We start from the raw sequence: 12,213 nt of genomic DNA on the forward strand, positions 1-12,213 counted from the left end.
TGCACCCGTTTTCCGCATACTACTTCAGTGCCGAAGTGGCGAAATCGGTAGACGCAGTTGATTCAAAATCAACCGTAGAGATACGTGCCGGTTCGAGTCCGGCCTTCGGCACCATTCCCCCTTCCGTAGTCGTCCGACGAAGTCCAAAAAATCCTTTAAAATCAATAAAGATAGCTTTTCCGGCGTCCGCCATTGTCCGAGACCGTCCGTTGAAATCCAGGGGGCACTGGGGGCATAATTGGGGGCATCTCCACTTCGATAGAAAATGTGCCCCCAAAATGAAGCTAAACGCCCGCCAGGTCGAGACCGCAAAGCCCAAAGAGAAAACCTACAAAATGGCCGATGGCGGCGGTTTGTACCTCGAGGTTACGACGAAAGGTTCCAAGTATTGGCGAATGAAGTACCGCCGCCCTAACGATAAAAAAGAGGATCGGCTTGCTTTCGGTGTTTGGCCGACAGTCAGTCTTGCCGAAGCACGTAGCAAAGAGACGAAGCCAAAAAGCTGTTGGTACAAGGATTGGATCCAAAAGCAGAAGAAAGGGAAGCTCAGGCTGAAACTGCGGGTGCATACACGTTCGAGACCATTGCCCGAGAATGGCATGCCAACAACAAACGCTGGAGTGAAGATCACCGGGCGAGAGTGCTTCGTTATTTGGAACTGTATATTTTCCCGCACATTGGTGCCGCTGATATTCGTGGTCTTAAAACCAGCCATCTCTTAGCACCGATTAAGGCCGTTGATGCCAGCGGTAAGCACGACGTAGCGCAGCGACTGCAACAGCGCGTTACGGCCATCATGCGTTATGCTGTACAGAACGATTATATTGATTCTAATCCTGCCAGCGACATGGCCGGGGCATTGGCAACGACTAAAGCCCGGCACTATCCAGCATTGCCGCCACATCGTTTCCCCGAGTTCCTTGCACGGCTTGCCGCTTATCGGGGACGTCTCATGACACGCATTGCCGTAGAGCTTTCATTACTCACCTTTGTGCGTTCTAGTGAGCTGCGTTTCGCCCGCTGGGATGAGTTCGATTTTGATAAAGCGTGCTGGCGAATACCGGCGCAGCGTGAAGAAATCAAAGGCGTGCGCTACTCACATCGTGGCATGAAGATGAAAGAAGAGCATCTTGTCCCGCTAAGCCGCCAAGCGTTGGTTTTGTTGGAGAAACTGAGGACTTTGAGCGGAGAAAACAAGCGGTTGTTTCCCGGCGATCATGATCCCGATAAAGTCATGAGCGAAAATACTGTGAATAATGCACTACGTGCAATGGGTTACGACACCAAAACAGAAGTCTGTGGGCACGGTTTTAGGACGATGGCGCGCGGTGCTTTGGGGGAATCAGGGTTGTGGAGCGATGATGCGATAGAACGCCAGCTAAGCCATTCTGAGCGAAATAATGTGCGTGCGGCATATATTCATACTTCTGAACACTTGGATGAGCGACGTTTGATGGTTCAGTGGTGGGCGGATTATTTATATTCTAATATCGAAGAGTTTGTATCGGCGTTTGATTATGCGAAAAAAACAACATGATTACAGAAGCAATAGGCAACATGAGTTGCCTATTACATGACTAGACACGATTTCTGTTTTGAATTCTCGGTTGAACCCTTGGTTGGATTCTTTGCTGAATGGTTTGGTAAATATTTATATTCTGCGTATGTGTCATTTCTACTACAATTGCATAACGTTGTTCTTGGATAAAGTCGGCCCATCCAGCTTGACATCTTACAACTAAATAATATGTATCTCCGTAATTTTGCATAGCACGGTCATAGGTGACTGATGCCGTCTGAACAGTGCTAAAGTCTCTTGAATTTGCACCAGGTTTAAGATCGCAATTATTACTTTGAGACATTTCTGAGACGATTCCGGTATCATCTTTAACTTTAAAGAATTCGAAAACCTCAGCGGCAGATTTACCACGAATTAATCTGAAGTTCATTTCACACCCAAGGTAATCCTTTCTGGTATGTCTTACAGGAGGATCAAATGTAAGTGTTACCTTTATTGTCTTTTTGCCTGCCGTATTTTTGAAGATTTCTGTTATTGGTATTTCGTATACTGCAAAGTAATCTGGTTGTAATGAATCTTCTGAATAGAGAACCACTCGATTATCTTCGGATGCTATTAGGTTTTTTAGCTGAGGAACTCCCTTTCCATAAATTTTTCCTTTAGACGCTTCATCTAACATATTTATTCTTTGTTGGTTGAGCGTAGGATGATTTGATGAATTTACCAATAGAGCTCTTAGCAAATTAGCAGAGCAATCTGGAATTTGCTTGAGTAATATTGCTGCTTTATGGGCTACCATAGGAGCAGCAACAGATGTGCCAGAAGATGTTTTAAATAACTTAGTCAAAAAACGGTTATTAAGGCTTATCATGCCAGCTTCAGAAATATCGGCACCAGACCGTATTTTAAATATTGCGGAATCGAAAATAGCAGTGCCACCATAATCAACCATATCAGGTTTACATATACCTAATACACCGGGGCCAGTACGTGTGAAAATAGACGGTTCATCCAATTTAGCTGTAGGTTGTACTCCAACATACGGCGCTAAGCTAGGTGGTAAGCCATCACCACAAGACAACGAACCTACAGTTAGTACATTGACTGCACCAGCTGGCTCAAGGAACTTATTTTTTTCATCTAAGAGAAAATTTGGGTACTCATTAATAGCATCTTCAGGATTTTGACCCCATGCATTACCGTTGCCAGCTGAAACGATTATTAGGATATCGAGACTTCGTGCCAACTCGTCGAGAATGGATGCCCATTGACCATTTCGCTTACCATTAAATGGTGCTTTGGGATCTCCCAAAGAAATGTTAAAAATGCGACAACTATAATGTCTATGAAGTTCATTAATTGCCTGAGACATTAATTTTGGAATTACAACATCCTCAGGGAATTTACCTTCATTATTAACTACTTTGGCGGAGCAAATTTTGGCATAGCGAGTAAGCCGGTTACTGATGCTAAGCTGATACCGAAAATCACCAAATGCTGCTATTCCTGCAACTGAAGTCCCATGACCCAAAACATCTTCACCGGTATCCTGCAAAAAAGATATTCCACCAATTAAAGCACCGTCTAGGAATGGGTGATTATTTACACCGCTATCTATCACCCCGATTACGGGTAAATCTTCATATGCATCATTAACTTCATGAGCATTTTCTAGATCTATTTCCATATATCTGCTAGTTTCCATATCAGGTGATGGAGGCAGATCAACTGTGTATATCTCAGGGATTTCCAATATTTCGTTTAAGCATTCAGTGTTACATTTTATTCTTAGAAGAGATATGGACGGTCCGACATATGAATCAATGTATTCGCCTCCGTTTTCAATGGCGATTTTTTTTATTGATTCAATTTTAGCTTCTCGGGCTATCCTGCCACCAAAATCCCAGAGCTCGACGTCAAAAGTGTAAACTTCATCCTCATCAAAATCAGCTAAGGAAACGAATCCATCCTCCCTAAGTCTTATTCCAATCCTGTCATTGGCGGTAATTGTTTCTATGGATGTTAAGTTGCCTACAAAATTATTGTAGGCAGGGTTGCGCTGATTGGCGGGAATAGGGGCTGAGTACGCATTGATTCTTTCTGTTAGAGATAATAGAGAGTCGTTTGACGAAAAGAGAACTAAAGTTTTGTCTTCGTCATGTGAAAGTACATGCAATCCAAGTCTTTCCCAATCCTCATCAGCAGCTGAACCCTCATACTTTACTTTCATGATTAATGATGGATCAATACTTCCTGGTTTTCGCTTGCTCCTGATATAAGCAACAGTTGAATCTAACTGTCTTATAAGAGAGGTCCCATGCGTAACTCTTTGTTGACTGTTACGTTTAGGAGCGGAACCAAATCCGGGCTTTTTCCGTCTTTCGAATTGCTGTGGCATCTTAACAAGACGCAAATGTTCATACTCTGCCATTTTTATTCTCCATTTATATTAACGCATTTTATCAACACCACTATTCCTGCGATATTCATCATTGATCGCGTCAACTAAATAACGTTCACTCAATACTTTTTTCTTCCCTATAATCATGGTTTTTATAGCTTGATTTAATACTCTTTCTAAGCTTGAAAAACTCATATTATCTAACTTTAATATAAAATTATCTGGGTTGAAATCATAGTTAACATTTTTAAGCCTGCTTTTCAAAAACCTTTTAATCATCCCTTTATCGGGGTTTTTGAACCAAACAACTTCATCGAAACGCCGCCATACTGCTGGATCTATGCTTTTATCAAGATTGGTTGCGGCAATCATAAAACCTTTTGGAGCTAATCGTTCAATAAATAGCAAAAGGCTATTAACAACTCTCTTAAGTTCATTGTGCTCGTTTCCATCCTCACGTGAACGTGCAATTGCATCAAATTCATCTAAAAAAAGCACGCAAGGTTTGTTATTCGCGAATTCAAATATGGAGCGAATATTAGTGGCTGTCTCGCCGAGATAAGATGAGATCAACTTATCTAACTTAACTATAAACATAGGAAGACCTAGTGTAGAGGAAAAAACCTCAGCGCTTAGTGTCTTACCACAGCCCGGAGGACCACAAAAAAGGAGCTTGGTGCGTAACGATAGCCCATTTTTTCGTATTGCTTCTGCATGTCTATACTCCTCAATTAATCCTTTAAGTATTCTGACATTTTCGAAAGATAGAACTAATTCTTTGTGGGAATTACTTGGCTCAACTCTTTCGACAAAGTCATTTTTACCTTCAAGAGTCGGGGCGAACTTTTCCAGACCTTTTAAAGAATAATTCGAACCTATAGCTTGGCTGTTTTCGAGAGTTCGTCTCAAACTATTAGCTAATACTTTATTATTCTTTTTTTCTTCTTCACTAATAATTCTTTCAGCTACCGAGCGAAATTCTGAGTCATTGCCGTAGCTAGCCAAAAGTTTTTTCATTAACTCGCCTCTGGCCATCTTTAATCCTTTTTAAAATTACTTAATTATCAATTTGTTAAACAAGCATTTCTAAGCCTGAGAAACATCATAAAGAGTATACTACCAAGTCGAAGTAAGGAACGATAGCCTACCCACATACTTACATTTTTTGCCTAAAACATAATTTGTTTTCTCTATGGCGCGCAATACTTCCCCCGCCTCGCCTGCGCACTTCATGTGTCGCTTTTCATGCAGTTGCATGAACGGCCGCAGGCCGCGCCAGTACTGGTGTGGCAGGGGATGAAAAGTGCATTTTCTTGCATGCAAAATCATGCACCCTATGCATGCACACGCAATTTGAGGCTGGCTAGCCAGGAAAAAGGCTGTTTTGGGCGAGGCGGAAGGGTAATGCCCCGCGATGCTGTCGAGAGCGGCGGGGCGGAGAATGCTTAGTGCAGTGTAGGATTGCTGTTGTAGCGGCGATAGCGGTTCAAGGTCCGTTTCTCCGGAGGTGGCAGGGCGTTCTCATCGACCGGTTGCGCCTGTATCGGCTGGCACAGGATTTTATCGACGCTTTCCACCGTCTTGAATGTGCAAGAACAGGTCAGGCTCTGACATTGGTAATACGCCTCTTTTGTCCGCTCCGTGATATAGCGACTGGTGCGAGTATAGGACGCATGGGTGCACAGCGGGCAGCGCATCATGATTGGGCCCCTTTCTCTTGCAGCAGACGGCGTTTTTCCGCCAGTTCTCTTGCCACTTGCGTCCGGCGAATTGGGCTGCTTTGCAGTTCCGGCAATACGCCGGTTTCTTGCGGTATCGTCAGGCCAATCTCATTAAGCACCGGGTGGTCGATATTTTGCGTAGCCATGGTAGCGCGAATGCGGCCTTGTAGCGTGCCCAGTACCTGTAGCTCAATCATTTTCATCGGATTGTCCGCATAGACGCCGTAAGCCCGTGAAGCCAGTGCACACGCCTTGATAACGTTAGGGTTGATTAGCGCCTTGCTCAGCGCATCCACCGCCTGATGCATCGCATGAGCCGCAAAGGTCGTGAGGGCGTCTTTGTGCGCGTTCACCACCTTCGGGGCTGTGCCGCCGCAGCTGAGGTGAAGCTGCATTTTGTCCAGCTCCATCTCTTCAATCAGGCCGTCGAACTCTTTCGCCAGCTCCCGCTTGGAAATCCGACGGTGGTGCTGTGCTTGCAGTTCCGGCGTCATTTCTCCGCGCAGTTTGCGAAACAGGGTGCGCCACTGGCTTTCTGCCTCCTGGCTCTGCACTTCGGTGTCTTTCTTCTGTTGGTGGCAGCGGGCAATGCCGGTTACGACGTCGGTCAACGCCTGGTAGTTTTTGGCGTGGGCGGCGCGAGCGTCGCGCAGGGCGTGCAGTTTATCGGTGATGTATTTCGGTAAGGCGGCGCTGCTCATGGTCGTGTCTCCGGTGTCAGTCAATGTGAAGCTATTCTGCTGACCGCCGTACAACATCGCCATTCATCCCGGTTTGGCCATCCGTGGGACAATAGTCCCAGAACTAACTGTAAAACCATCAATGAAGTTTTAGTTCTTATAAAAACTATTCTCTACTGTTCATCCAAATAAAAATATAGTTAAATTAGTAAATAAGAGAGTGAACGGTTTCCTGTAAACGCTTATGCGGAAGGTTTTTGATCTATTACAGTACTGTATAGAACATGGCTGGCGCATTTTTCAAGCGATCAGTGCACTTGGTTCATCTAATCTATCAACAATGCTGATACACGCTATCAAGAGCAAATTCTTATAATCGCTTCTCCCAATAACTTGAACTGGATCATACCATCTAACTAAATTTTATTTATAAGTAATGGTAGTATTATACTAGGTAGCTTGAACGAGGGGAACGTAGTGGATAAAGCTTTCTGTACTATTGATGAAAAAGAATGGAGCGCGGATGCATTTTACGCATTGCCACTTAGTGAGATCCAACTAAAGAGACGGAGTTTGCTATGTATCGAATGTAAGGGTGATGCATGGTTCAGGCGATCGAGTTACGGAAATGACTCGCCGCATTTTTGTGCACATCACCAGGAAAACTGCCCACTGGGGACCTCATATGAAGCTGTGGGGGAAGGGGATGAAAATAAAGGTTTACCAGCATCAGACGCTGACAGTGGCATAGTATTGGATTTGGGATTAACGCAAAGCTATAACATTGATGTCAAACCAATAGTGGATGATTCAGATACTACCCCTCATGGGCAAAAGTTTTCTGGTGAGAAAAAAATTAATGGTGGAAATTTAAAATATCCGGCGCATTTTACTTTAAAAAACCTACTTTACAAATTGGTGAAGTCAAAAGGGTTATGTTATACCGATAAAAAGGTGGGGTTTAAAGAGGGGGATTTTAACGATTTACCGGAGCGTGGAGCTGAACTGTTTGTCGAGTTTGTCAATGTTGAGCCATGGATGGACGGTGCTCGTAGAATCTTTTGGGGTTTCATTAGTGATGTTGGGCAGACAAAAGATGGCAAAATTTGGTTAAATGCAGGTAATATAAAATCTGGGTTAAGTATCTGTATTAATAAGGATGTTTCAGATGATTTCAAAGAGCAGTTTAGGGTTGAAAAGAGTCTGGATGAATTAGATGGATGTCATGCACTGATTATTGGTACTTGCGCATATGCTACAACAGGTAAACCAATTCTGTGGTGTGGTGATCTTAGTTATATTGTACTTAGAAGGTACAAATCTGATCAAAGTTTATAATTTCTGCCTGTAGGAGAGCGTGTCAATATGTATGCGCGTTTTACCAGAAAAAATAGATGGTATGCTAAAGTGGTTAGCGATATCATGAAATCCTAAATAACCTGATGTCAGATGAATGCCGGATGTCTCAAAATGCACTAAACTAAAAAATATATTTACAAAAGGACGATTATGTTGCCCCAGATGTTGGGGCCCCAGCTATGTATAATTTACTAGCGGCTAACAGCTTGGTGAGCAATTACAATATCAACTCTTCTTATCTGCAGCTAAATAGAGTCCAGAATTTCTTGCATAAGGCACTTTACCTGAAGGTACAAGCTTTGCTGCTGCATCCAAATGAACATCTTGATCATCAAAGAAAACGTGTGGTCTGAACGCTTTTAAAACTTTATCTTTTCCAACTCCACCGAGAAAAAACGCTTCGTCAACATAAACGCCCCAGTTACGTAGCGTTTTAATCACTCTCATTTCTGATGGGGAATTTCTTGCTGTGACTAAAGCAATACGGATTGGGGAGTATTCCACTCTTATTGGTAGACGCTCTTGAAGTTTTGCCAATTTCTTGAGCAATGTAGCATACGGACCTTCCCCCATAGGAATATCTTGCTGTGCATTCTCTTGAGCGTGGAATGCTTCCATCCCTTGTTTTTTATAGACCAATTCACTCTCGTCTGAAAAAAGTACGGCATCCCCATCAAAGGCAATTCTGACCTGGCCGTCAGGGATCTCTGGAGAATCTGCAGGAGGATCTTTCAAAATAGCTGCCGCACAGAAACAAGAGTCAATTACCTTCTGCGCATCAGCAACATTTGTAGTCAGAAAGAGGTCCACATCAAATGCATCTAAATAATCTGCAACCGTTTCTCCAGCTGTGAATGCCGAGCGTGAGATGTCCAGCTTATCGTGGCGGATGGTGTTTAATACGCGAATACCTGTCTCTGGGCTATTACGAGACATAACAACGACTTCTACTAACGGTGATTTATCCTCGGCCTGTTTATACTGGTTTAGCCCGAGTAATGCTTTGATTAGTGGATAGCCAGTCCCAGGTTTAAGTGGTTCATTTTCGTGCTTTAGCATATAGGCACGATATTGCTCAATTGCACTGTCGGGGTCTGTTAGCGATGTCTCTTGAAACATACGATCTGATTCACTCATATCAAACAGTGCGGTAGCACTTATACCAATAACCAAAGTATTACTCAGATCTAATGCCATTTTACTCTCCTATTAAAATCCACTCATGCCATTAACAAAGGTATCGTTCACACTGCGGATTTTTTCATACGTACGAGAACGAAATGTTCTGCGTTCAAGAATTCTAGACTCATCTCTTTAAATATCACCTTCGAAACACCCCTAGTCGGATGGTTTTTAACGATAGCTATTTAAAATTGACCTCTTTCAACTCCAACTTCACCATCAGCTTCTTGTTCACCTCTTTCCCATCCACCCCGCTATGAATCCGCCGATGGCAAGTAGGGCAGATAGCACCCACCCACTGTGGGTGATCGGGGCCTTCGTCGGCTAGGCGCTTGGTGTGGTGAGGTTCGAGGTAGGGCTCGCCGTTCCTTTTCTTGAACGGTGCCGGCTGGTCGCAGGCTTCGCAGGTGCCATTGGCGCGCTTGAGCACGTATTTTTTTACGTCTTCGCTGCGTTTGAACCAGGATTTTTTGCTGTCGCTCTGTTGGCGCTGGCCTGATATCTCTGAAGACTTTATAGCCTTTGCGCGCAACTGTTCTAAACTCTCCTCCTTCTGGCCTACTTCTGATGAGATAATCTCATGATCAGAATCTTGAGCAGAAGATACACGGAATAGATTAAAAATTATCCCTTGCCTCATGTTTTCTTGGGTATCTTTACATTCAGTGTAGTTCCATGAATCACACTCAAATAGCCCAGCAAATTTTACGCCCGTACGGTTTTTGTTATATTCAAATAAAAGTATATCCTTACCATTCTCTTTATGGTCGCGGATATCTTTATTGCCTTTGGTAAACTGCATGTTACCTTTCTGGCCTTCTCCCGTGTAGGAGAAGTGGTCGTTGTTAGACCATCCATCTTTGTACCCATGAGTTTCGCCAGTCTCGCCGGTGAAAATGAAGATCACGGGGAATTCTATAGGTGTCGATATTCCGCCCTGTTCTTGCCCTCCATAGAGATCGTGGAGGTATTTACGTTTATAAACTTCGTCTTTTTCCAGTATCTCAAAAGGATGCGGTGTTTCGACGATCTCAAAACTGAGATCTTTGAGAAATTGGATGGCTTTTTCCGTGCCGCTATCGGCATTGATTCCTTTAAACGGATAGCCATGTTGCTCACTGTATGCTCTAGCGGAAATGCCGCGGATATCGTACTTCTCGCCATTATAAAGAAGGGTGTATTTTTTTAATCGTTTTATTTCATGTTGTTTTAAGAACGCATCTCGGCCAATTTTTTTATATTCTTCGATCGCTTTTAAAACGGATTCTTTTGAAGATAACGCCTCTATTGCAGTTGCCAAAACCACGTCCTCACATTACCGAGCAGACTCTGAGCAATGTGCTTGCTGACCTGAGCAGCATGCATCAATACCCAGCAGTTAACTCATCGATTTACCGAATGCGTTAACTATGCCAGGTAGGGGAGGAAATGCCTACCTTGATGAATGTTTTTGTTGTGATATGTCAGTCAGATCTATTGGAAATCCTGAGTGGGAAGGGCGACGAGTGCAGGCATCGCCCTGATTGCCATTTACGTTAGCCGCAGGTTTCCATCTCTCGCAGTGCCCGCCCATAAAGATTACACAACGCAGGAACCAGATGCGCCGTGGCGTTGAGATAGTGATTCAGCTGTTCCCAGCCTTCAGTGTCCAGCTGTGGGTGCTTTTGCAGTAAATGGCCGAATAGCATCAGGCCGTGGCACAAACCTTCCGCCTGTTCGGCAGAGAGGGCGGCCAGGTCTAAAAGTTCTGAGGGATCGAAAGCGCTGAGATCGAGGTGGTTAAACAGTTGGCGATAAAGGGTGAGGGTACTTGTGGTGAACTCGGTGGTGATGACATTTTCCATGTGTCTTTATCCTTAGTGTGTAGTATGCGTACTACCACATGAGACGCTAAACCCATGGTGGTAGCCCAAGCGGAGTTAGCGTTACCGGACACGAAGGAAACCGGCGCTTCTTGCGAAGCCCCCACTTGGGCCACCATAATTCTGGATGTTTAAAGCCCCAACATTATATACATAATGCTGCCTTGTGTAAGTGTTCGGAACGCTAACTCCGGCTGCGGATTTTGCCGCAGCAGAAAAACTATAACGTTATCAGTAAAAGGAAAAATAAGCTGTATGGAATTACAGGCTGTTTACTCATGAGGTTGGAATGCAGATCGCAGTTATTAAATTTTAATTCAGGCTAATCAGTTAGGATAATTCATTTGCTAAATGAATTATTAAATCTGTGAATTTTGTTGTCACGAAATACGTTGAGGTGAATGAATGTAAAAAGAATGGTTGAATGTTTATCATGTGTACCTAGGGTGCTATTATCAACCTCTTTGTTAATACTCGCGGTAGTGAGTTTTTTAAAATAATGACAGGGATGCACTACGATGGAAAAGAAAGAGGGGGCTTTAAGGCTATTAACCTCCGGGGAGATCGGCCTTGCGAAGTCGGTATTTGGTGGTTCAATTATTTATGGGAAAGTCTGGGTTCATCACGATAGCTATTTCCCCTTTGGCTTACAAAATCGAAACACTGCGATGTCACCCAATGGTGAGCTGTATTTTAGAGACTGGTACGTGCCCGATTTCTCAAAGGAAGGGTATAGTCATAAACATCTTTTCATCCATGAAATGGTTCATGTTTGGCAATACCAGCGTGGTATGTGGGTTAAGACCCGAGGCCTCTACAGTTGGTTGGCAAATTACAGTTATGAACTGGATGGCTCCAAGCTCCTAAAGAACTACGCTATGGAGCAACAGGCTCAGATCGTTGCTGATTATCATTTGTTGACCTCTTCAGGTTATGCTGTTTGGAGAAACCGCTTCGGCAAGGAAGTGACTTACAGCGGTAATGACTATGCCGATATGAGAAAAGTAAAAGAAAAATATGAGAAAGTGTTAGTCGGTTTTCCTTACAAGTAAGAGGATTGGTTATGAAGGTGAGACTGTTCTGTGCCGTTGTTGGTGTGACCTTGCTAAGTGCTTGTGTAGGCGATCGTCTCAATCAGCGCTATGCGCCGGATATCCCTATCGCCGCCCATGCTAAAGCGAATGGCGACATCTGCATCTATCCATCACCAAAGGAGAATGAAAGGCAAGATACGCTCTATCTCACGGGTGATACGGATGAGAAATTGATTGAGGTGGCGAATCAGGATCTTAAAAAGGGCATTTGCGTTACGCAGAACGATTACCCGTTTCAGGAAAATCATACCTACAGCATGAGGCTAAATTTTTTGCCGATTGAGAAGCGCAGAAACCTGCAGGATATTTCTGGTAGGGCCTTTATTGCTCACTTCAAAGTGAAAAAGCTCAACGGCGCTTACGAAATTGAAAATATCACGCAGGGCAGCAGATAG

Annotated in this window: 11 protein-coding genes, 1 tRNA gene and 1 pseudogene; 5 read left to right on the plus strand and 8 right to left on the minus strand. The window is 43.8% G+C overall.

What is annotated here, in order from left to right; translation table 11 throughout:
* Window positions 1–29: 29 nt before the first annotated feature.
* Both IT763_RS02300 and IT763_RS02305 read left to right on the plus strand, forming a co-directional pair.
* Window positions 30–114: transfer RNA gene (locus tag IT763_RS02300), tRNA-Leu, on the plus strand.
* A 164-nt stretch (window positions 115–278) separates the two neighbouring features.
* Window positions 279–1,537, plus strand: a pseudogene (locus tag IT763_RS02305) (tyrosine-type recombinase/integrase).
* A 40-nt stretch (window positions 1,538–1,577) separates the two neighbouring features.
* Here the strand turns inward: IT763_RS02305 and IT763_RS02310 are convergent.
* The 4 genes from IT763_RS02310 to IT763_RS02325 all read right to left on the minus strand — a co-directional run bounded on the left by IT763_RS02310 (window position 1,578) and on the right by IT763_RS02325 (window position 6,342).
* Complete coding sequence (locus IT763_RS02310) at window positions 1,578–3,950, minus strand: S8 family peptidase (RefSeq protein WP_206195127.1); 2,373 nt, start codon at window positions 3,948–3,950, stop codon at window positions 1,578–1,580.
* 18 nt (window positions 3,951–3,968) lie between these two features.
* Complete coding sequence (locus tag IT763_RS02315; RefSeq protein WP_187043713.1) at window positions 3,969–4,955, minus strand: AAA family ATPase; 987 nt, start codon at window positions 4,953–4,955, stop codon at window positions 3,969–3,971.
* A 410-nt stretch (window positions 4,956–5,365) separates the two neighbouring features.
* Window positions 5,366–5,620 carry an ogr/Delta-like zinc finger family protein gene (locus tag IT763_RS02320; RefSeq protein WP_015376189.1) on the minus strand — a complete coding sequence of 85 codons (255 nt, stop codon included), beginning with the start codon at window positions 5,618–5,620 and terminating at the stop codon, window positions 5,366–5,368.
* Window positions 5,617–6,342 (minus strand): NAD-dependent aldehyde dehydrogenase, encoded by a 726-nt coding sequence (locus IT763_RS02325; protein ID WP_206195128.1) that lies wholly within the window; start codon window positions 6,340–6,342, stop codon window positions 5,617–5,619. The genes IT763_RS02320 and IT763_RS02325 overlap by 4 nt, the downstream gene beginning before the upstream one ends.
* 456 nt (window positions 6,343–6,798) lie before the next feature.
* Between IT763_RS02325 and IT763_RS02330 the strand changes: the two genes are divergently transcribed.
* Entirely contained in the window at window positions 6,799–7,659 is an 861-nt protein-coding gene (locus tag IT763_RS02330) for a hypothetical protein (protein WP_206195129.1), read from the plus strand.
* Window positions 7,660–7,905: 246 nt separating this feature from the next.
* On the opposite strand, the gene IT763_RS02335 is transcribed toward IT763_RS02330, so the two are convergent.
* The 4 genes from IT763_RS02335 to IT763_RS02350 all read right to left on the minus strand — a co-directional run bounded on the left by IT763_RS02335 (window position 7,906) and on the right by IT763_RS02350 (window position 10,843).
* Window positions 7,906–8,877 carry a 5'-nucleotidase gene (locus IT763_RS02335; RefSeq protein ID WP_206195130.1) on the minus strand — a complete coding sequence of 324 codons (972 nt, stop codon included), beginning with the start codon at window positions 8,875–8,877 and terminating at the stop codon, window positions 7,906–7,908.
* A gap of 166 nt (window positions 8,878–9,043) precedes the next feature.
* Entirely contained in the window at window positions 9,044–10,162 is a 1,119-nt protein-coding gene (locus IT763_RS02340; RefSeq protein WP_206195131.1) for an HNH endonuclease, read from the minus strand.
* A gap of 235 nt (window positions 10,163–10,397) precedes the next feature.
* Complete coding sequence (locus tag IT763_RS02345) at window positions 10,398–10,706, minus strand: hypothetical protein (protein WP_115435473.1); 309 nt, start codon at window positions 10,704–10,706, stop codon at window positions 10,398–10,400.
* Entirely contained in the window at window positions 10,601–10,843 is a 243-nt protein-coding gene (locus IT763_RS02350; RefSeq protein ID WP_115435474.1) for an ash family protein, read from the minus strand. Before IT763_RS02350 ends, IT763_RS02345 begins: the two co-directional genes overlap by 106 nt.
* 399 nt (window positions 10,844–11,242) lie before the next feature.
* On the opposite strand from IT763_RS02350, the gene IT763_RS02355 reads away from it, so the two are divergent.
* Both IT763_RS02355 and IT763_RS02360 read left to right on the plus strand, forming a co-directional pair.
* Window positions 11,243–11,776: a type IV secretion protein Rhs gene (locus IT763_RS02355; RefSeq protein ID WP_206195132.1), complete on the plus strand. Its 534-nt coding sequence runs from the start codon at window positions 11,243–11,245 to the stop codon at window positions 11,774–11,776.
* A gap of 11 nt (window positions 11,777–11,787) precedes the next feature.
* Window positions 11,788–12,213, plus strand: a complete 426-nt coding sequence (locus IT763_RS02360) for a putative T6SS immunity periplasmic lipoprotein (RefSeq protein ID WP_206195133.1) — start codon at window positions 11,788–11,790, stop codon at window positions 12,211–12,213.

The organism is Serratia sp. CMO1, assembly GCF_015689115.1.
Classification (GTDB): Bacteria; Pseudomonadota; Gammaproteobacteria; order Enterobacterales; family Enterobacteriaceae; genus Serratia; species Serratia marcescens.

What these genes read in the sequence shown, in the direction of transcription:
- IT763_RS02310 (WP_206195127.1), bottom strand. Translation starts at nt 3,950, where the DNA reads ATGGCAGAGTATGAACATTTGCGTCTTGTTAAGATGCCACAGCAATTC.
- IT763_RS02325 (WP_206195128.1), bottom strand. Translation starts at nt 6,342, where the DNA reads ATGAGCAGCGCCGCCTTACCGAAATACATCACCGATAAACTGCACGCC.
- IT763_RS02315 (WP_187043713.1), bottom strand. Translation starts at nt 4,955, where the DNA reads ATGGCCAGAGGCGAGTTAATGAAAAAACTTTTGGCTAGCTACGGCAAT.
- IT763_RS02360 (WP_206195133.1), top strand. Translation starts at nt 11,788, where the DNA reads ATGAAGGTGAGACTGTTCTGTGCCGTTGTTGGTGTGACCTTGCTAAGT.
- IT763_RS02335 (WP_206195130.1), bottom strand. Translation starts at nt 8,877, where the DNA reads ATGGCATTAGATCTGAGTAATACTTTGGTTATTGGTATAAGTGCTACC.
- IT763_RS02355 (WP_206195132.1), top strand. Translation starts at nt 11,243, where the DNA reads ATGGAAAAGAAAGAGGGGGCTTTAAGGCTATTAACCTCCGGGGAGATC.
- IT763_RS02350 (WP_115435474.1), bottom strand. Translation starts at nt 10,843, where the DNA reads ATGGTGGCCCAAGTGGGGGCTTCGCAAGAAGCGCCGGTTTCCTTCGTG.
- IT763_RS02320 (WP_015376189.1), bottom strand. Translation starts at nt 5,620, where the DNA reads ATGATGCGCTGCCCGCTGTGCACCCATGCGTCCTATACTCGCACCAGT.
- IT763_RS02345 (WP_115435473.1), bottom strand. Translation starts at nt 10,706, where the DNA reads ATGGAAAATGTCATCACCACCGAGTTCACCACAAGTACCCTCACCCTT.